Annotated in this window: 19 protein-coding genes and 1 pseudogene; 8 read left to right on the forward strand and 12 right to left on the reverse strand. The window is 35.0% G+C overall.

Features of this window, described 5'->3' with window-relative positions; all coding sequences use genetic code 11:
• The first annotated feature begins 20 nt into the window (after positions 1 to 20).
• The gene (gene cysI, locus G4D61_RS10210; protein ID WP_163173868.1) at positions 21 to 1757 is read left to right on the forward strand and encodes an assimilatory sulfite reductase (NADPH) hemoprotein subunit; all 1737 of its coding nucleotides are present in this window, start codon (positions 21 to 23) and stop codon (positions 1755 to 1757) included.
• A gap of 326 nt (positions 1758 to 2083) precedes the next feature.
• Here cysI and G4D61_RS10215 read toward each other — a convergent pair whose 3' ends face one another.
• Positions 2084 to 2782: an MgtC/SapB family protein gene (locus G4D61_RS10215; protein ID WP_422723620.1), complete on the reverse strand. Its 699-nt coding sequence runs from the start codon at positions 2780 to 2782 to the stop codon at positions 2084 to 2086.
• A 500-nt stretch (positions 2783 to 3282) separates the two neighbouring features.
• Positions 3283 to 4511 (reverse strand): annotated as a pseudogene (locus G4D61_RS10220) (IS3 family transposase).
• A gap of 139 nt (positions 4512 to 4650) precedes the next feature.
• Between G4D61_RS10220 and G4D61_RS10225 the strand changes: the two are divergent.
• The 3 genes from G4D61_RS10225 to G4D61_RS10235 all read left to right on the forward strand — a co-directional run bounded on the left by G4D61_RS10225 (position 4651) and on the right by G4D61_RS10235 (position 6482).
• On the forward strand, positions 4651 to 5289 hold the full coding sequence (locus G4D61_RS10225; RefSeq protein WP_025728195.1) for a GGDEF domain-containing protein: 639 nt from the start codon (positions 4651 to 4653) through the stop codon (positions 5287 to 5289).
• 399 nt (positions 5290 to 5688) lie between these two features.
• Positions 5689 to 6126 carry an SRPBCC family protein gene (locus G4D61_RS10230; protein WP_163173870.1) on the forward strand — a complete coding sequence of 146 codons (438 nt, stop codon included), beginning with the start codon at positions 5689 to 5691 and terminating at the stop codon, positions 6124 to 6126.
• On the forward strand, positions 6126 to 6482 hold the full coding sequence (locus G4D61_RS10235; RefSeq protein ID WP_025728199.1) for an ArsR/SmtB family transcription factor: 357 nt from the start codon (positions 6126 to 6128) through the stop codon (positions 6480 to 6482). The genes G4D61_RS10230 and G4D61_RS10235 overlap by 1 nt, the downstream gene beginning before the upstream one ends.
• A gap of 450 nt (positions 6483 to 6932) precedes the next feature.
• On the opposite strand, the gene G4D61_RS10240 is transcribed toward G4D61_RS10235, so the two are convergent.
• The 3 genes from G4D61_RS10240 to G4D61_RS10250 form a co-directional block, all read right to left on the reverse strand.
• The gene (locus G4D61_RS10240) at positions 6933 to 7157 is read right to left on the reverse strand and encodes a hypothetical protein (RefSeq protein WP_025728203.1); all 225 of its coding nucleotides are present in this window, start codon (positions 7155 to 7157) and stop codon (positions 6933 to 6935) included.
• Positions 7158 to 7300: 143 nt separating this feature from the next.
• A complete protein-coding gene (locus G4D61_RS10245) occupies positions 7301 to 7471 on the reverse strand; it encodes a hypothetical protein (protein ID WP_155918427.1) in 171 nt (56 codons plus the stop codon).
• A gap of 332 nt (positions 7472 to 7803) precedes the next feature.
• Positions 7804 to 8184 carry a hypothetical protein gene (locus G4D61_RS10250; RefSeq protein ID WP_025728205.1) on the reverse strand — a complete coding sequence of 127 codons (381 nt, stop codon included), beginning with the start codon at positions 8182 to 8184 and terminating at the stop codon, positions 7804 to 7806.
• 643 nt (positions 8185 to 8827) lie between these two features.
• Between G4D61_RS10250 and G4D61_RS10255 the strand changes: the two genes are divergently transcribed.
• Positions 8828 to 9688, forward strand: a complete 861-nt coding sequence (locus G4D61_RS10255) for a Cof-type HAD-IIB family hydrolase (protein WP_025728207.1) — start codon at positions 8828 to 8830, stop codon at positions 9686 to 9688.
• Positions 9689 to 9758: 70 nt separating this feature from the next.
• Here the strand turns inward: G4D61_RS10255 and G4D61_RS10260 are convergent, their stop codons facing one another.
• The 4 genes from G4D61_RS10260 to G4D61_RS10275 all read right to left on the reverse strand — a co-directional run bounded on the left by G4D61_RS10260 (position 9759) and on the right by G4D61_RS10275 (position 12875).
• A complete protein-coding gene (locus G4D61_RS10260; RefSeq protein ID WP_081749998.1) occupies positions 9759 to 9959 on the reverse strand; it encodes a spore germination protein in 201 nt (66 codons plus the stop codon).
• Between the two features lie 180 nt (positions 9960 to 10139).
• Entirely contained in the window at positions 10140 to 11108 is a 969-nt protein-coding gene (locus G4D61_RS10265) for an NAD(P)H-dependent flavin oxidoreductase (RefSeq protein WP_025728211.1), read from the reverse strand.
• Between the two features lie 402 nt (positions 11109 to 11510).
• Positions 11511 to 11867: a nuclear transport factor 2 family protein gene (locus G4D61_RS10270; RefSeq protein WP_163173872.1), complete on the reverse strand. Its 357-nt coding sequence runs from the start codon at positions 11865 to 11867 to the stop codon at positions 11511 to 11513.
• 42 nt (positions 11868 to 11909) lie between these two features.
• A complete protein-coding gene (locus G4D61_RS10275) occupies positions 11910 to 12875 on the reverse strand; it encodes a D-2-hydroxyacid dehydrogenase family protein (protein ID WP_052137813.1) in 966 nt (321 codons plus the stop codon).
• 355 nt (positions 12876 to 13230) lie between these two features.
• Between G4D61_RS10275 and G4D61_RS10280 the strand changes: the two genes are divergently transcribed.
• Together G4D61_RS10280 and G4D61_RS10285 are read left to right on the forward strand one after the other, a co-directional pair.
• Positions 13231 to 13908 carry a DNA alkylation repair protein gene (locus tag G4D61_RS10280; protein WP_052137812.1) on the forward strand — a complete coding sequence of 226 codons (678 nt, stop codon included), beginning with the start codon at positions 13231 to 13233 and terminating at the stop codon, positions 13906 to 13908.
• 542 nt (positions 13909 to 14450) lie between these two features.
• Positions 14451 to 15200: a MerR family transcriptional regulator gene (locus tag G4D61_RS10285; protein ID WP_025728219.1), complete on the forward strand. Its 750-nt coding sequence runs from the start codon at positions 14451 to 14453 to the stop codon at positions 15198 to 15200.
• 184 nt (positions 15201 to 15384) lie between these two features.
• Here the strand turns inward: G4D61_RS10285 and G4D61_RS10290 are convergent, their stop codons facing one another.
• Together G4D61_RS10290 and G4D61_RS10295 are read right to left on the reverse strand one after the other, a co-directional pair.
• The gene (locus G4D61_RS10290; RefSeq protein WP_025728221.1) at positions 15385 to 15912 is read right to left on the reverse strand and encodes a CBO0543 family protein; all 528 of its coding nucleotides are present in this window, start codon (positions 15910 to 15912) and stop codon (positions 15385 to 15387) included.
• 1036 nt (positions 15913 to 16948) lie between these two features.
• Positions 16949 to 17053, reverse strand: coding sequence for a YjcZ family sporulation protein (locus tag G4D61_RS10295; protein ID WP_081749999.1), 105 nt, complete (start codon positions 17051 to 17053; stop codon positions 16949 to 16951).
• 319 nt (positions 17054 to 17372) lie between these two features.
• Between G4D61_RS10295 and pdxR the strand changes: the two genes are divergently transcribed.
• Positions 17373 to 18773 carry a MocR-like pyridoxine biosynthesis transcription factor PdxR gene (pdxR, locus tag G4D61_RS10300; protein WP_035353786.1) on the forward strand — a complete coding sequence of 467 codons (1401 nt, stop codon included), beginning with the start codon at positions 17373 to 17375 and terminating at the stop codon, positions 18771 to 18773.
• 110 nt (positions 18774 to 18883) lie between these two features.
• Here pdxR and G4D61_RS10305 read toward each other — a convergent pair whose 3' ends face one another.
• Positions 18884 to 19156 carry a YqhV family protein gene (locus G4D61_RS10305; RefSeq protein ID WP_025728225.1) on the reverse strand — a complete coding sequence of 91 codons (273 nt, stop codon included), beginning with the start codon at positions 19154 to 19156 and terminating at the stop codon, positions 18884 to 18886.
• Between the last annotated feature and the right edge of the window lie 85 nt (positions 19157 to 19241).

The raw sequence follows: 19241 nt of genomic DNA on the forward strand, positions 1-19241 counted from the left end.
AGATGGAAAGGAGAAGGAATATGGACGACAGACATATTTCTGTTCAGAAAGGAAAGCTTGATGAACTTGAACAGATTAAAGAAGACAGCCATTTTTTAAGGGGTACAATTGCAGAGGGATTGCAGGATCCTCTTACTGGAGCCATTTCCGATAATGATAATAAATTGTTAAAATTTCACGGAAGCTACCAGCAGGATGACCGCGATATTCGTAATGAGCGTCGCCGCAAGAAATTGGAGCCAGCTTATCAATTTATGGTTCGTGTCCGTCTTCCGGGAGGTGTAGCTACACCAAAACAATGGCTTGTGATGGATGATCTTGCACATAAGTATGGAAACGGAACATTGAAATTGACAACACGGCAAACTTTTCAAATGCATGGGATTTTAAAGTGGAATTTGAAAAAGGCTATCTATGAAATGAATGAAGCGCTGATGACTACATTGGCAGCATGCGGTGATGTCAATAGGAACGTAATGTGTAATCCTAATCCGTATCAATCCGATGTTCATGCAGAGGTTTATGAGTGGGCAAAAAAGATAAGTGATCATTTACTACCAAATACATCCGCTTATCATGAAATTTGGTTAGAAGATGAGAAAATTATTGACAGTCGAAAAGTAGAAGACTCAGAACCAATCTATGGATCTACATACCTACCAAGAAAATTTAAAATCGGTATTGCGGTTCCACCTTCAAACGATGTCGATATTTTCTCTCAAGATTTAGGTTTTATCGCGATTTTGGAACAAGGTAAGCTAGCAGGATTTAATGTTGCTGTTGGCGGCGGCATGGGGATGACGCATGGTGATCCGAAGACATATCCGCAAGTTTCCCGCGTCATTGGATTCTGCCCAGTTGATAAAGTAATTGAAGTAGCTGAAAAGGTTGTAACGATTCAACGGGACTACGGTAATCGTGTGAATCGGAAGAATGCTCGTTTTAAATATACAATTGATGCAAGAGGACTTGATTGGATAAAACAAGAGCTAAATGATAGATTGGGATGGGACCTTCAGGAAGCACGTTCTTATCATTTTGATCATAATGGCGATCGTTATGGCTGGGTAAAAGGTGATGGAAAATGGCATCTCACCTTATTCATTCAAAATGGGCGAATTAAAGACTTTGAAGACTATCCGCTGATGACAGGCCTGAAGGAAATTGCTAAAGTCCATACTGGTGAGTTTCGTCTCACAGGGAACCAAAATGTCATCATTTCAAATGTAACAGATGATATGAAAGAGACAATAGATCAATTAGTTCAAAAGTATAAGTTGACCGACGGAAAGCATTACTCTGCTTTACGTAGAAATTCAATGGCTTGTGTAGCATTTCCTACTTGTGGGCTAGCGATGGCTGAATCAGAGCGATATCTCCCAACACTTGTAGGGAAAATTGAGAGTATTCTAGATGAATTTGGATTACATGAAGAAGAGATTGTTATTCGTATGTCTGGCTGTCCAAATGGCTGCTCACGTCCAGCTTTAGCAGAGATCGCCTTTATAGGGAAAGCTCTTGGTAAATATAATATGTATTTGGGTGGTGGCTTTACAGGCAATCGTTTAAGTCGTCTGTATCGAGAAAACATTGGCGAAGCTGAAATTTTAAATACACTGCGTCCGATTCTTCTTCATTATGCTAAGGAGAGAAAAGAAGGCGAACATTTCGGTGACTTTGTTATTCGGGCTGGCTACGTTGAAGAAGTTCATTCTGGACTGGATTTTCATCAGCAACCTAAAGCAGTCAAAAGCTAAAATTGATTCACAATATGTACACTTAATTTAAGCATAAGTGATGTATCACACATGTATTGTTTCATCAATAAATTTTTGGAGCATGATAAAAACGCTAAAAAGCCGTTCCATGAGTTCAGCTTTTTAGCGTTTATTTATTTTTCTATCTTACCTATTTTTTCGCCAACATAGGTAAAATGTGACGTTGGTTCGTTTGAAATTGAATATTAATTTCTGCTCTAGAGGTTCCCCTTTCCGCGGGCGGGTCCGAAAGCATCTCCTCTTGGGGCTTCTTTTTGTACGTTTTTCCCGCAGTAGTCTCACCGCTAACGATCTAGGCTATGTGATTATTCAATTTTTATCGCTTTTATATGGGGAATTGAATGTAAACTTGAATACAGCTGAGTTGCCTGCCATTCTGTTTTGATCTTTCCCTTTATTTTGTATGTAAAGATTTGATGATCATCTATGAGATTCTCTTTAAAATCATAAAGAGAGATTTCAACATGATTCGCTTTAAGCGCTGCAAAAATCGCTTCAATTGTATCGTTGCGGTCTAGTTCTAACTCAATCGTAACCGGATGTTGCAATTTACTCTTGAAAATTCTACTAAGGATCTCTAATCCGATAAGAACTAAAATTGCAGCACAAGTTCCAATAATATACATTCCTGCACCAACACATAGTCCAATTCCAGAGGTAGCCCATATACCTGCGGCAGTTGTCAATCCTTTTACAAATTGTTTATTAATAATAATAGTACCCGCCCCTAAAAAACCAATTCCACTAACGACTTGGGCGGCAACCCTACTTGGATCTAAGACAATATTATGTTTTTGAATAATGTCGGAAAATCCATATTTAGAAACTAACATAATTAAAGCACTACCAACTGCAACTAAAAAGTGAGTTCTTAAACCAGCTTCCTTAGAGCGGAACTCTCGCTCTAATCCTATGCCCGCCCCTAACAAGCCTGCTACAGCTAATCTAATTATTAAATCGATTGTCATATGTGTAAACATCACTGTCTCCTTTCTAAAAAACATGTTACTATTGATTAAAAATCTAGCTTTCTTTCAACTCTTAAAAGTAATTTTCGATTGTTTTACGAAAAATCCTTTTTTTATTGGTTTTAAACATTTACTATTGTTAAGTAATGTGCGCTTGGTTTATTCATGTGAAGCAATATTTTACAAGAGTGAATTTTCCAGGCTTTTTTTACTAGTCTTAAAAGGAAAGCCTTTAATCTAATAAGTTTTTAAGGAACAGTTATAATTGTTTTATAATTGAATAGACATAAAGAAATATTAATAAGAAACTTCATAAAATCGGATTAACCCCCGAATTTTGGACAATATCTCTCTTAATCTAGCTTATTCTTAAAATTACGTTGTTTTTCATTTCCTTTTGTCCTTTTGGGAGTCTAGCCATTTCTTCCATTCCACCAAGGGTAAAGGCTTCGCCCGACTATCGTCGCCCTTGATTCCATTCCAGAAATAGCTTTTTTTATTTCGGGACAAAAGGAAGAAAAATGGAAAGGGGAGGGTTAAACCCGAACCTCTTTGACTTGCGCCTTTTCCCGCATGTGTTTTTCATAAAATTCCTTTGGTGACAAGTCTAGAATACTAGAATGCATGCGTCTTTCGTTATAATAAACCATAAATTCAGTGACAACCTCATAAGCCTGTGCATACGTTTCAAATTGCCATCTCGATAAGCAATCATCCTCAAAAATTCTATGAAATGATTCTATATGGGCATTCATATTCGGTGTTTTTGGTGGAATTCTTTCGTGTTCAATTTTATAATTTTCACAAAACTCCTCGAAAGTATGGGAAATAAACTGTGGTCCATTGTCTGTTCGAATCACAGGTTTTTCCAGCTTATCGAATTGTTGGCGTTTAAACAAAGCTCGCTGCAACGCTTGTTTCACGTCACCTCCAGTGCAACTCAAGCCAACATGATAGTCCACAATACTTCGATCATAGACATCGATTATGGACATGACAAAGAAGAATCGGTCTTCACCCTCGATAAACCCATACTTTATGTCTGCCTCCCATAATTGATTTGAACCTTTTATGATGCGGTTTCGTGCTAGTTTTCTAGGGTATGAGACTTTCTTTTGGCGTTGTGGGCGTAAAATGCCTAATTCCTTGCATAATCGGTAAACTTTTTTCTTGTTAATTTTAAGGTTATATTTTCGTCGAAGGACCTTAGTAAGCTTGCGATAGCCATAGTTGTAGCCATCGCCTGCAATCTCTTCAAGTAGAAATTCTTTGATCTGTTCGTCTGATACTTTTTGACCGTCCTCTTTGAAGGAATAACCTGGTGCTGGACGCCCCTCACTTACTTTTTTCTCTTCCACACGGTAGTTTTTTTGATAATAATAGGTGGAATGAGGAATACCAATGATTCTTAGCACCTTTGATATGGAGTAGCCTTTTTGAATCCATTTGTCAGCTACTTCAAGTTTTTCAGCAAGTGAGGGTTTTTCTTTTTTATAAGGTCTCGTAATATTGCAATTTCAAGGTCTTTTTCGCCTAATAATGTTTTTAGTTTCTCGTTTTCTTTTGATAATTCTTTTGCATCAAGATCTGGTAAAACAGCAACATCTACATCACCCTAATGGCCATTTTTGTATTCGGTACACCAACGACTTACCATGTTTGCATTTAGATTATATCGACGAGCCACTAAAGTCTTATTGCCTGTCTCTGTAGCTTCTTTGATCACTTGAAGTTTAAACTCTTTTGAATGTTTTGTTCTTGGCATGATGTCGACCTCCTTGGTACTTAAGCAGTATAAAACATATCACTCTTATTGTCCAAGTTCATTTTGGGGCTTATGAGAAATAACATAATGCTAATGAGTAACATCCTAATTAGTTCATTATATTTATAAGGAGTAGGTTATGAAGTATAGAGGAAGGGTATATTTATTACTTTTATCAGTTACGGCATCAGTGATAGAAATAATATTACGCTTAGATAACGATAGCTTAGATTATATTTTTGATTTAGCTTTCACAGCTATTGCATGGTACGTAGGTGGACTTTATGATCGCTTAAAATTTTTTTCTGAAAAAGATTTTTTAACATCATTGTACAACAGAAGATTTGTAGATAACTTTGTGCCTAAAATCCTTAAAAAAGCAAGTTCGAAAACGAAAAAAGTATCACTATTAGTAATAGATGTGAATCATTTTAAAAAATTAAACGATACATTTGGACATTATAAAGGGGACATGGCTTTAAAAAAAATTGCAGAATGTCTTAAAAAGAATATTAGAAGTTCCGATATTGTTGCTAGGTGGGGCGGAGATGAGTTCCTTATTATTGCTCCTGATATGGATAAAATAAGTGCAGAGGCTTTTAGTAAAGAAATAGAACGAACGTTTTTTAATGAAATGGGAGAAGAGTTCAAAAACATAATTGATTTATCAATTGGACAGGCTACTTTTCCTGATGATGCACAGACGTTTGATGAATTGCTCTCGCTTGCTGATAATAATATGTATACTGTTAAATATAGGAAGAGATTAAAGCTTTAAGCGCTCCTTTAGTATATAGTTCGTGTTTTTTTAAGTATAATCAATGATAGAGATTAAAAGAAATTTTATTTTTTAGTCAATGATGTTTAACAATTTTAAATGCGGGTATTACAGTTAATGTGCTTACTTTACATATACCTCTAATCAGGGAGGTACTTCTTTAATAATGTTTTAACCCTATCTTATCGATAGGGGGTTTTTTATTATTGCAACGATATATTTTAAATGCATGTTATGCAAAGTAAAACTTTATATGTATGAAAGTGATGAACAGATGATTCTTTCAGACCGCTTTATTAGGAAAAACATGATGAAGTTTAATTGACAGCGAATAAAACATAACATATATTAAAAATAACACTTATGGGTGTTATTTTTGTGTGAAAAGGAGTAAAAACTATGGAAACCAATAATCAAGGAAACTTACAGGAGATTAAACAAACAGTTATTGTTGATGTGCCAATTCAAAAAGTTTGGGAGACAGTATCGACTCCGGAAGGGATTGCATCTTGGTTTATGCCAAATGATTTTCAACCTATCGTTGGACATGAGTTCCACATACAATCACCATTTGGCCCGTCGCCATGTAAAGTAACAGAGATACAGGCCCCTAATCGTCTATCTTTTTTATGGGATACTGAAGGCTGGATTATTTCTTTCATTTTGAATGAGCTCGATGAGCATAGGACGGAATTTACGCTTATTCATGGTGGATGGAAAGAGCCTGATGTCATTGTACCGAAAGCAAATAAGAAAAGCTCAAATATTTATGACACAATGCAACAAGGCTGGATTAAGATTGTTAGTGAGCGTTTTAAAAAGGTTGTTGAGGGATAATGTCTGCTGAAAAATATGACGTTTTTCAGGCGATTGCAGATCCGACTCGTAGAGAGGTATTGCGATTACTTAGTGAAAAAGAGGAATTGCCAATTTCAAAAATAACCGCTCATTTTCCTATTACACGTACAGCGATTGTAAAGCATCTTAATATCCTTTCTGATGCAAAATTAATTAGCGGCAGGAAAAAGGGAAGAGAAAAGCTGTATCGTTTACAACCAGAACCGCTAGCTGAATTAAAAGAATGGCTTTTCTATTACGAGCGATTTTGGAATAATAAATTGTCTATCCTTAAACATATTGTAGAAACGGGTGAAACTTCTTCTTTACAAGTTATTAAAGATAAAGAGAATTAATCATCACCTTTATCATTGCTGTTTGTGATAAAACGAAGAGGCTGGGACAAAAGGATATTAACTAAAGAAACCCCGAATATTGCGCCCAATCCCGCTTCGGTACTGTCCTTCGCTTTTCCGGAGCCGATTTGTGCAATGTTCCTCTCGTCTTTAGCTAACACTTTTGAATTTTGTTCCAGCCTCGATATAATGATGAGAGAAAGATGTTTAGATCGCAACATAGTAATTGTATGAAAAGTAAACATTATCATCATATTCATTTATAAATTTTATAGTGACCAAATACATATAAGTTTGTAACGTCTTCTTCTTTATTTTTTGCCCACTTTATAAGGTGAGGACTTTTTATTTCAGTTTGGGATCAGAAAAACATGCAACTGAAAACTACCCAGATCAGTGGCATGTAAGAAATTCATTTTATTCGTATATCTTTAAAAATTTGCTATAACATTAATATAGTGTCCGTTCGTTATAGCAGGAAGGAAACCCATTTATATCGTGAATCATATTGTAATCGTAGTGTTTTAGTGCAAACTGCGATTGATACAAATACTCCATCACATATAATTTTCCGTCGGATGCACTACATAGAATGCCAGAAGTTCCTTGCCCACTTGATAAAGAAATTCCTATCGGTTTGCCCATTAATTGTCTAATTTTTTGCTGCCACGGCATATACTGCATTCCCCCTATAAGTCCAGCATATGTATGGATGATGCTTTAGTGACAGAATATTGTAATGAACAAATCGGACATATGAAGGGGATTAGAAAAGCACTGCATTCTCTATAACATTTCAAAAACGAATAGTTTCTGAATTATTCAACATCTACCGTTGAGGATTCAGGCGCAAGAATAGATCCTATCAGTGATATTTCTTTCCTAATGGAATCTTTTCGTCGTGGATCATTCGTACTATAGTATTCATCAAATAATTGACCTAGAATTTGGATTAATTCTAAGTATTCATCTTCTCTTTCTTCGACCATATTCAATCACCTTTTAAGATAATGGAGATACACAAGATTAACTAGATAATGATAAAAAACTGGGATGGTTGATTTGATTATATAATAGAAAGTGTATTATTTCATAGGAGAGATTCAGAGATAGTTGTAATGAAGTTAACTAACTTTATAATGGGTATAGTATATAGGCATGTTTTTGTTGTAATAAGAGGCTGGGACAAAAGGATATTAGAAAGAAACCTCGAATATTGCGTTCCACCCCCCTCCAGAAACATCCTTTTCTTTCCGGAGCTGATTTGTACAATATTTGTCTTTAGCTAACCATTTTTGAGTTTGTCCCAGTCTCGCATTAACTAACGTACGTGAAGATGTGCGGTGATCTTTTTCCCTCCAAGTGAAATGTACACATTGTAAGTACCTGGTGTAGTACGAGTGCCAACCTTCCATTTCCATGTAATATAGCCTTTGCTTGTTGATTTTTTAGCCTGTAGTCCCGCTGCTTTGCTTCGGCCAGATTTATAATATACCGATATTTGTCCTTTCGACTTCGGCGCACCTTTTACAGTAACAGAAGCATACTGACCATGGCGAACATTTAATGTTGAGCTCGTTACTTTTAATGAATAATGTTTAGTTGCAGCTGAAGCATGGAGAGGTTCTGTTACTACTGTTGTTCCTGTTAAGATCCCAAAAGACAAAAGAAAAGCAGTAAAAATTGATAAGACCTTTTTCAAAACGATAATTCCCTTCTATTGATAATATATTTATTAAAAGCAAATATTGCTTTTAATAGACTAATAGATTAATAGATATAAAGGCGCAATATGTATCTTTTTTAAAATAGATATCTTTTAAGTCAGTAAATTCCAAATAGAAGTTTATCACAAAATAGAGATAAATGAAATCATATTATCCGATGGAGGTTTGTCCAATTTACAAATTTCTTTAAGCGTGGCGGCAATAGTAACATCCGTGCATGGGGACTTTTAATAAACGGTGTGGTGCCTACCTTATGTCATACTTTTTTTCATATCTACAAATACTCTTGTTAACTGTTTTAATAGAATCATAACATTCTGCGGAAATGGAGTAGCATGTTATGATATAAAAAGGGTAGCTAAATCTTAAAAGCAAACAATCAATTAGTTTGGAGAAGCGTCCGCTCGACTCCTGTGGGAAAAGCAAGAAAGGTGATACCTTGCAGAAGCGCAGCGACGAATCGGCTCGGTGCTTGCCCGCGGAAAGTAAGCAGTAAGCTTTGGAGAACCATCATCTATGATCTATGCTTCATAATTGATTAAGCATGTATTCAAAGATTGTATGATTTTACGGTAGGGTACTTTTCATATGAAATTGCAAGAAGAGGAGGAATATGGATTGAAATTAGTAGCCATTGACTTAGATGGGACGTTATTATCAGAGGATGGTACGATTAGTGCGAAAAATAGACAAGCGATATTGGCTGTACAAAAGCAAGGAAATATCGTTGCAATTTGCTCAGGACGATCTTTTCATGATACGCAAACAATTCTTTTAAATGCAGGAATTGATTGTCCATTCATTACGGGAAATGGTGCAATAGCTTATGATTCCAATGCTGTACTTCAAAAGCTTATGATACCCGAACATGTGATAACAGAACTTCTACAATTGCTTGAGGCAAAAGGATATTACTACGAATTATATACAAATGAAGGAGTTTATATTTTAAGTAAAGGAAAAGAAAGACTTGGGGAAGAAATACGATTACTAAAAGAAAAAGATTTGAACTTTCCGTCTGAATGGGCAACAAAAGAAATGGAAATTCAATTTCAGCAGCATCATTTACATTATTTTGATCATTTTCAAGATCTCCATATCGCTGATCTTGAAATCTATAAAATTTTTGTATTGTCTTTTAATAGGGAAAGTCTCCAGTATTTACAAGAACTGTTAGGGAAAAGACAGGACGTTTCACTTACTTCTTCAGGAGTAACGAAGCTTGAAATTGCCCATACAAAGGTGAGCAAAGGAAATGCATTAACACATCTAGCCAATCATTTACATATTCCATTAAAAGATACTATAGCGATTGGAGATAACTTAAATGATCTCTCAATGTTCAGTGTTGCTGGGATGAGCATAGCGATGGGAAATGCAGAGGATGAGGTTAAACAGCAAAGTACATATACGACTAAGAATTATGACGAGGATGGTGTAGCCTACGCATTGCAAAAATATGTATTGGCTCTACAATAAAAACGGAGGGAACCCTTTTTGAAGGAGTTCCCTTCATGTATAGTGAATCACAATAATTTTCATTTAATGACTATCTAAAGTTTCCGGTATCGATTGTGTTATTAAAGCTAAGGAAATTGTTGTTAATGATAAATCCGCCAGTAGAGCTGCTTCCTGAACCATGTGTTGTTTTTGATACTGTTATTGGTGAAATAAAAGCTGTATCCCCAAAGCTTACTGTTGCTGTGCCACTAACATTTAATATTTGTGTGCTTCCGATGATTGCTGGCAATTTCATCATCCTTCAATCAAAAAATTGGATTCCATATTAATATATTTGTTGTTAGCAAAAATGTATAGACAATCATCATTAAAAGAAAGACTAACTTTTTCAAATATTTATGTATGAAAGGCAAGGCGAAATCTAGTTGCAAAACCATAGGAAAAATATTGGGAACATAAATATTCTTTATTACTCATTACCTAAGATGTTTGTTAAGCGTGAAAGCCCATATGAAGCGTCTTTCATTATTGTGTCAATTAATATTTCTACTTTTGGCACATCGTGTATAAGTCCCATTACTTGTCCGGCCCAGGCAAACCCGTTTGCTTCATCACCCCCATAAATGTACGCAAGATTTGCTTTTCCGCTAATACGCTCTTTTAAATCCTCATATGTAGCACCTAGCTGTTCACTTTCTAAAATCTTCATTGTATAATCTGATTTGATTACACGACCTGGTGTGCCAAATGTACGTTTAATAACGACAGTGTCCATTTCTGAACCTTCTACTAATGCCTGTTTATAAGTTTGGACAGCGTCTACACATTCCTTAGTTGCGATAAAACGCGTACCCATTTCAATACCATCTGCACCAAGTGCTAATGCTGCAAGGAAACCTCTTCCATCACCGATCCCGCCACTAGCAATAACCGGAATTGAAACCGATTCAACAATACGGGGGATGAGCACGATTGTGCCAAGATCATCTTTACCAATATGTCCGCCTCCTTCCTGGCCTACAGCGATAACCGCAGACGCACCTAGTATTTCTGCCTTTTTTGCTTGCCTTACAGTTGAAACAAGCACTAATGAGTGAATATTGGTATCTTTAATTCTTTCTAATATCGGCTGAGGATTTCCCCCTGTAATGGAAATGGCATGTACGTTTTCTTCGATGGCAACTTCTAACAAGTCGTTATATGCCTTATTGTATGAACCAATGGCAAAATTAACAGCAAAGGCTTTATCTGTTAACTCTCTTACTTTATGGATTTCTGCTCGCAATTTTTCCGGTGTAAATAATGTCATAGCTGTAATTTGGCCAAGACCGCCCGCATTTGAAACAGCCGCTGCAAGTTCAGCATTTCCTAAATAGGCCAATCCTCCTTGAATAATCGGGTATTTAATGTCCAGTAAATTAGTAATACGTGTTTTCATTATGTAACCTTCCTTATGTTTAAGTGTAGTATATTGTGAAATCCTTATTAGTACTCAAGAATAGTAGTAATCATTTTCATTAAAGCATCGCTATAGTGATATCAATAAAGGCATAAATAAAGTGTGATCGAATAGCGTTTTATACAATTTTAAACCAAAATTCTATAATAAAGAATAAAAACGAGTAAATAGCTTCATACTATCATTACGTACAGACCTCTTTAATTTTCGGATGAAGTTGATCTGACGTAGGTGGCATTGAAAATAGTCCCATCATTTGGGGCTATTTTTTATGCGCATACGTCGTTTGTAACAGGAACTCTGCAAGATTAGCGTATCAGCGGAGAAAGTCTGAAGGCATATGCTAAGGCTCTCGGACCGCCCGCGAAATGCGAACCAACGTTAAGATTGCACGATCGTCCCTTGATGAAAAATTATTTGCCAATTTCCATCCGCCTGTTTTTTCCATAACGAGCTTCTTAAACTCACTTTTGAGTTTGTATGATCTTTTATTTCAAAGGTCGTTTGGACGATATTAGAGGACAACTCTTTAATTGCAAAATGAAAACATTCCATTTTTGGTACTGCAAGGCCATTTAAGCAGTCTTGTTTATTTTTTTTCTTACCAGAGCTTGTAAATTCGATAAAATCATCGGCAATGAATTTATCCATTTCACTTTGCGATTTGCGAATTTCTGGCTTTAATAGCTGCGTTTCTAAAAAATATAAATGCTCTTTTAGAGAAGATGGACGTTCCATTATATTTCCTCCATATAAAATGTGTAATCGTTTGCTCGTAAGTTATCGTTTTAATACTTCGGGGTTAGCGATTCTAATCGGTTTGTGATCATGAAAGTATGAAATGATATTCTCAATTGAAACTGTTAAGAACTGATTGAAAATGTGATCTGTTTTCCAGCCAATATGGGGAGATAGGATAACATTGTCCAATTGCAGTAATGGATGTTCAGGAACAAGTGGCTCGCTTGAATATACATCAAGTGCCGCACCGCCAATTTGACGTTGTTGTAAAGCAAATACTAGGGCATCTTCATCTAATATTTCGCCGCGAGCTGTGTTAATTAACAATGCATCCTTTCTCATTATATTAAAATGGCGCTCGGAGAGTAACTTTCTCGTCTCAGGAACTAATCTAACGGCAATTACAACAAAATGTGATTGTTGTAAAAGCTTATCAAGAGAAACGTAAGTCACTCCTTGTTTTAATGCTCTTTCTTTCGTTAACCGTGGTCCCCAAGAGATCACATTCATATGAAAGGTTTTTGCAATTTCTGCAACACCAGTGCCAATTTTTCCTAAACCGATAATACCGACTGTTTTATTTTCTAAGCTAATTCCAACAGCATCTTTCCAATTGTTGTTTTTTATCTCTTCATGAAGAAGGATCAATTGTCTGGAAAAAGCAATCATGAAGCCAACAATTAATTCAACTACCGAGGAGGAACCACCAGGTGTGGTTGCGATTGGAATATGAAGGCGATTCGCAGCTTCCATATCGATATGCGCTAAACCTGAACCAGTCTGTGCAATGAGTTTTATGTTTTTTAATTGTTCCAACATCTCTCTCGTAAACGCCGTTCTTTCTCTTATAGGGATTACGACATCTGCATGCATGATACGCTGAAGTAAGACCTCGGCTGTTGGTTTATCATGATATATTTCTACGTCAAAATGTTGTTTTAACATATCGAGCTTAGGATGATGTAAAAGGAATTGCTCCCAATCATCTAAAATCACTACTTTCATATATAACACCTCAGGATTTCGTTGCCTTAGGTCGCAACGCTTGAATAAAATATATTATTGTTATGATTCGCTAAAAAGCGGTCATGTCCTTTACTAACAATAAAAATATGTGAGATTGTTTTGCCTTCAATGAATTCAAGAATTTGAAAGGTGCTTTTTATTTTCAAAACGCATAGAGAGACATAGTTGAATAAACAAATGAAGATAGGAAAATGTTATAATATGAAAGAGCAAATGCTGCTTTAATCTATATTTTCGTTTAAAAAACTGAAGGACCATTTGAGCACGGGAATGGTGTCTCAAACAATATTAATAAATCATTGTATTTTCATATACATAAATGAGGTAGCACAATATGTCTAATACTGCACAAACATATATACAGCATCTTATTAACATATATTTTCAACAATCGGATATCGAGTATGCTGAATGGTCTAGAGAGTATTTACGAAATCAGTTTGATTTTCTAGGTATTCGCACGCCGATACGTCGTAAATTAACGAAACAATTTATGAAGGAGTACGGATTACCTGCTAGAAATCAATTAAAAGAAGTAATTTTGTTGCTATGGGATCTCCCGCATCGGGAATACCAAAAAGCAGCGCTCGATATTCTTGAAAATGTAAAAAAGACACTTTTACCAACTGATATGGAATGGCTAGAAAAGTTGATTGTAACGAAATCATGGTGGGATACGGTTGATGCTCTTGCTCCTAATATTATGGGATATTTATTTCAAACTTTCCCTGAACTCATTCAGCAATATCCCGAAAACTGGATCGAAAGCGATAATATTTGGCTGCAAAGGTCTGCCATTCTTTTTCAACTTAAATATAAATTGGAAACAGATGACGAGCTTCTTTTTCGTTATATTTTACGAAGAGCAGACAGTAACGAATTTTTTGTTCAAAAAGCAATCGGCTGGGTATTGCGGGAATACGCAAAGACTGAGCCTGAAAAAATTCGAACCTTTGTAGAACAACATGAATTAAAGGCACTAAGCAGAAGAGAAGCACTGAAACATTTGTAGTTTTAAACATGATTGGCTCAAAATGTAGATATTTTTCACTAACATTCATTTTTTTGTCATGTTTCGGCTGTGTTATGTATAAATATATAAACGTCAAGAAAAAATCACCTGGTATGGCAGTACCAGGTGATAAGAACAGTTTTATTTAACAAGTGCTACGATAAGTGCGAGAAAGGAAACAATGAAAAACAAGAAACCGGAAAAAGCTAAAAATATTTTGCTCATGTTTTTCACCCCCTTGATACGTTATATTGTTTCACAAAGACAAATATGTCTGTTTACAGCAAAATAGGTATTAAGTCATCTATGTACCATTCCGATCCTTTAGTCACTTTCCAATTCTAATGTGTAAAGAGTACAAACAATTATATTAAGTGAAAAAAGGATGCCAATGCTTTTTTTGATTGGCATCCTTTTTTTGCTGCAAAAGAATGTGCTACAATGCTGCTTATATATAAAAAACTTTACATAAAAAAATAATCCTAAAATGGTTGACTCTTCCCTTAGGGGAGACGTTAGAATCAGTGGTGAGGTGGATAAAGATGCTATATACGGTAAAAGAGGTTTCAAAAATTACTAAGGTAACGGTTAAAGCTTTACATCATTATCACAAAATTGGACTTTTGTTACCGTGTAAAGTGAATGAGGCTGGCTACCGCTTTTATGGAACTAAAGAATTAGAACGATTGCAACAAATTTTATTCTACCGCGAATTAGATTTCCCCCTCAAAGAAATTAAACAAATATTAAATGGTGAACATGATCGATTGTCAATTTTGAACAGTCAAAAAAAGTTGCTTCAATCTCGTATAAAAAAAATGGAGCGTTTAATTGACACAATTGATCAATCAATTTGGTACACCGCGAAAGGAGAACATATGGATCAAAAAGAAATGTTTAAAGGATTCAATACTTCAGAAGAATGGACTGATGCATTACAAGAGCAAAATGAATATTTAAAGGAACATTATCAATATGATTTACTTGAAAAAAATGAGATTGATGTTCAAGAAATGAATGAATCAGCTTTAGAAGCAAAATGCTTTATAGAAAAGATGGCCGATGCATTGAAAAATGGTATAAAGCACAATGATGGGAGAATAAACAAACTGATAGACAAGCATATTCATTTTTTAAATGATCACGGACATCAAACAAAGGCAGCTGATTTTGCAATGCAAACTCGTTTCTTTTTAAATGATGATTTCCATAGGAATATGCTTGAATCACAACAAACAGGTTTATCTTATTATCTTTGCCTTGCCGCCGAGGATTTTGCATCTGTACAGTAATAATATTGAGGTATCTCAAAGTGAAGCCCCCATCGATCTAATATTCAGGGGGCTTGCTTTTTTGAACATAAGCTCAAACCGAATATCGTTCATCCATTGTTAATTTTGTTCAGTGTATGGCGGCGAAAGTAAGAATCGTCTGTATGGAAACTTTTCTGTTAGTAAAGCTGTAGAGGAGAATGTATTATTTTAATTCACTGATAGAAATTTGGAAAATAAACCATAAAGTAATACTGAACACTACTCCAAAAAGCCAGGCGATGAAAGGAGAGTGTTTAAAATGAATTCTTAATGCAATAAACAAAGCAGTATCAAGTAACGCTGACCAATATATATTCCAGCCATGATGGTAACTAATACCCTTCCAACCGTAATGATTGATAAGCTCCATGCCAAAATAAATTAGGACAAAGAATAGAATATAAAGGATTTTCTTAATCAATCCTTTATTAGGAAAGTGATGAAGGAAAATTAGAACGGTAGATAAATATATGGTAAACATTCGAAACAATACAATAAACGTATGATTGGGCAATAGCCGTTTATCAAATGAAGTGTTAAAGATCCACATCGGATGGTTAAATAGTAAGAATTGATAGCATAAATCCCAAAACGATAGAAAGAGAAAAGTTGGATAATACTGAGATGAATTTCTCCAATCACCCCATTTCCATGCCGCTAATAACCAAGCTAAACCATAGATGATATGCATATGAAAACCTCGATGTACTAGAAATATTTTTTAATGATATCTTTATGATTATTTGTGGACATGCTGCTGAATTGATTTTTTATAAAGCATTCTTATAAGTGACAAATTTGATAGTAGTATGATGAAAATCACAGGATAGAGAAGTGCTGAATATAATAGCTTCCAGCCATTATAGTAAAAAAATGAAGTATGTAAAAACAGCCATTCAAACATAATGGATATCATCGAACAAATGCCTATATATAGTATTTTTTTTAATATAGAGTATTGAAATGGGAAAAAGTTCAAAAATAGTATATTCACTGCTGGATACATGAAGAAAAGAATTGGGAGAATACTCCAGTCAGCACCTTTACGAAAATAACCAAAATAATCATATTTTAAATCTAAGAAAATGTTGCAAATGCTTTCGAAATATAATGAAAAAAATGAAGTTGTATACATTTCCAACAGTGATAGATGTTTTTTCGAGAAAATAATGATTAACCAGAAAAGAAAAGTTATTAAGTAGGGAAGTATCAAAATATTAAGCCTCGACTTTCTTTATTTTCTCTTATTAGATAATCATATTATGTTACTTTTTTTATTTGTTATGCGAATGACTTCATGTTGTGAAGTTGGAATTGAACGGAACTTCGTAATAGTAAAATGAGTTAGTGATAAATTGGGAAATTAGGCCGATCATTTATCTTCAAACCTAAGTAAAAGTAATCGTCAGCAAAGCTAGAAACAATACTTCTAAATAACGATACTCCTGAAACACTGTATGTTACCTGTACAAGTTAGTACAAGAAGCTATTATAGGCAGACATGAATGATACGTGTTTAAAACAGGTGAACTTTAAGGGAATGTACTGATTTTAACTGTAAAGAAATAATGAATTGTATGTTGAGACAAATAGCCCCCAACAGCAAGCTGTTGGGGAAAGAGTTTTTGAGTTGGATAACTTAAGAAGTGGGAAAAAGCATTGAAGATCCATCGATTAATGTGAAGGACAGAATGATGAACACTCTGTCCTTCTAAATATTGTGGTTATTAGTACAAACCACCGACGAATGAGGCACCTACGATAATTAAAAGGATAAATAACACAACGATTAAAGCAAAACCTAATCCATATCCGCCTGTTTCTGCACCCATATATCGCACCTCCTTTTTGTGAGGTTAGTATATTGTATGTGAAAAATAAATATCGGTTAAGCTATTTATTTAGATTTCAAAAAATTACACGAATAAACTATTATAGAAAACGCTGGATTTAACTTAAACGTAACGTTTATTACTAGAAGGTAGAATGCTGGATAAAGGTGATGTCGGATCTAATATCAACATGTGCTGAAACGAAATAAATGCTTATTTTGCCACTTTTCATTCCTTTTCAACTATTGACTGATAAACTGGTATAATCGAAAGTACAGATGGGATAAATGAATCAGGCATAAGAAAAGGTTGATGTTAAATGGATGAGCTCTTACCAAATTTAAGTAAAAAAGCAAAACAGCCTTTATACATACAGCTGTATAATTATATTAAAAAAGAAATTTTAGCGGGAAGAATAAAATCAAAAGAAAAATTACCTTCAAAACGAAAATTATCTCAGCATTTAGGAATTAGTTTAAATACCGTTCAGGCAGCATATGATCAATTATGTGCAGAAGGATTTATAGAAAGAAAACCTCGTCAAGGATTATTTGTTACATTGATGGAGGAAGATCTATCCCCTTATCAGATGAATGAGCCGAAAATGGAAGTAATCAAAGTACATGAACAAACAACGATTGATTTTAATTCGGGGAAGGTAGATACAGCTCATTTCCCATTTACATTATGGAGGCAGCTAACTGTTCAGTCTTTATATAGAGAGCAAGGAAATTTATTTTACAATGGTGATCCTCAAGGAGAACCATATTTGCGCCAAGAAATAGCAAAATATCTTTTCGCATCGAGGGGAGTGATATGCTCTCCAGATCAAATTGTGATTGGTGCAGGTACGCAATTATTAATTGGTTTATTATGTTTAATAATTGGTAGAAATTTTACTTTTGCAATAGAGAATCCAGGATTTCATCGGATTAGAACAGTATTGCAAGATCAAGGAGTGAATACAGCATTCATTCCTCTCGATTACAATGGAATAGATGTACACCTGTTAAGCAATACGGATGCACATGTCGCATATGTTACACCGTCACATCAATTTCCATATGGAATGGTAATGCCCATTTCAAGAAGAATTGAATTATTAAAATGGGCAGAAGAGAGAGACGCATATATCGTAGAGGATGACTATGATGGCGAGTATCGCTACAAAGGCAAGCCGATTCCTTCTTTACAAGGACTAGACGCAAGGGAACATGTCATCTATTTAGGAAGCTTTTCAAAATCTTTAATTCCTTCGCTGCGTATTAGCTATATGGTTTTACCTCCTGCTTTACTAAACAAGTATCAAGAGCGCTTCATGATTTATAAGCAGACGGTTTCCCGGCTCCATCAAGATACGCTTTTTCAATTTATGAAAGAAGGACATTGGGAAAGACATTTGAATCGAATGAGGACGCTTTATCGCAAGAAACATCATGTATTGCTTTTATCTATTAATAAATATATGAAGAGTCATGTAAAGATTATTGGTGAACATGCGGGGCTTCATATTGTTTTAGAAGTAAATAACAGGATGTCCGAAAAAGAGTTAATTGAAAGTGCCATCTACGTCGGGGTGAAAATATATCCACTATCCATTTATTATACAGATGTGGAAAAAGAATTGTTGCCAAAAGTAATATTAGGGTTTGGCGGTTTATCAGAGTCTGAGATTGAAAAAGGAATTCAACTAATTGCTGAAGCATGGAATATTTTATAAAAAAAACATATTCCCCTCATTAAGTTCCCCACGATTAATTGTGTTCGCGTTAATTGACAACACGGATCGTGAGGAACAGCTACTCACAATAAGATGATTGTGCCTTTTGTTTATGAGCGAACACCATAAAAAATAAGTCCAACTCCAAGGAAAATCCAAACAATTTTTGTGAAAGAAACTTTGTCCACAATTCCTACAAGACCAATTGTCGTTGTTAAAATTAATACGAGAGGACCGATTAGTGAGAGAGAGCTGTTTATGATGATTGCTTTATCGATTGAATTAAATTTTAACATAAGAATTGCGGCAGTTACCTCAATTGTTCCAGACAATAGTCTTAATATAGCCATGCCGAATACTGCTTTTTCAAATATAAAAAACATAATGACCTCCGAATCACAAAATCTCATACTGAATGAGCAACTTTATCTTAAATATATGCAAGTCCATTAAAGAAAATGAATGAGG

This window comes from Heyndrickxia ginsengihumi (assembly GCF_011008565.1).
GTDB lineage: Bacteria > Bacillota > Bacilli > Bacillales > Bacillaceae_C > Weizmannia > Weizmannia ginsengihumi.

Coding starts and splice junctions, on each gene's coding strand:
- G4D61_RS10270 (WP_163173872.1), bottom strand. CDS start 11,867: ATGGAACGTCCATCTTCTCTAAAAGAGCATTTATATTTTTTAGAAACG.
- G4D61_RS10265 (WP_025728211.1), bottom strand. CDS start 11,108: ATGAAAACACGTATTACTAATTTACTGGACATTAAATACCCGATTATT.
- G4D61_RS10285 (WP_025728219.1), top strand. CDS start 14,451: ATGCTATATACGGTAAAAGAGGTTTCAAAAATTACTAAGGTAACGGTT.
- G4D61_RS10305 (WP_025728225.1), bottom strand. CDS start 19,156: ATGTTTTTTATATTTGAAAAAGCAGTATTCGGCATGGCTATATTAAGA.
- G4D61_RS10215 (WP_422723620.1), bottom strand. CDS start 2,782: ATGTTTTTTAGAAAGGAGACAGTGATGTTTACACATATGACAATCGAT.
- G4D61_RS10235 (WP_025728199.1), top strand. CDS start 6,126: ATGTCTGCTGAAAAATATGACGTTTTTCAGGCGATTGCAGATCCGACT.
- G4D61_RS10280 (WP_052137812.1), top strand. CDS start 13,231: ATGTCTAATACTGCACAAACATATATACAGCATCTTATTAACATATAT.
- G4D61_RS10245 (WP_155918427.1), bottom strand. CDS start 7,471: ATGGTCGAAGAAAGAGAAGATGAATACTTAGAATTAATCCAAATTCTA.
- G4D61_RS10290 (WP_025728221.1), bottom strand. CDS start 15,912: ATGCATATCATCTATGGTTTAGCTTGGTTATTAGCGGCATGGAAATGG.
- G4D61_RS10275 (WP_052137813.1), bottom strand. CDS start 12,875: ATGAAAGTAGTGATTTTAGATGATTGGGAGCAATTCCTTTTACATCAT.
- cysI (WP_163173868.1), top strand. CDS start 21: ATGGACGACAGACATATTTCTGTTCAGAAAGGAAAGCTTGATGAACTT.
- G4D61_RS10230 (WP_163173870.1), top strand. CDS start 5,689: ATGGAAACCAATAATCAAGGAAACTTACAGGAGATTAAACAAACAGTT.
- G4D61_RS10225 (WP_025728195.1), top strand. CDS start 4,651: ATGAAGTATAGAGGAAGGGTATATTTATTACTTTTATCAGTTACGGCA.
- G4D61_RS10295 (WP_081749999.1), bottom strand. CDS start 17,053: ATGGGTGCAGAAACAGGCGGATATGGATTAGGTTTTGCTTTAATCGTT.
- G4D61_RS10240 (WP_025728203.1), bottom strand. CDS start 7,157: ATGCCGTGGCAGCAAAAAATTAGACAATTAATGGGCAAACCGATAGGA.
- pdxR (WP_035353786.1), top strand. CDS start 17,373: ATGGATGAGCTCTTACCAAATTTAAGTAAAAAAGCAAAACAGCCTTTA.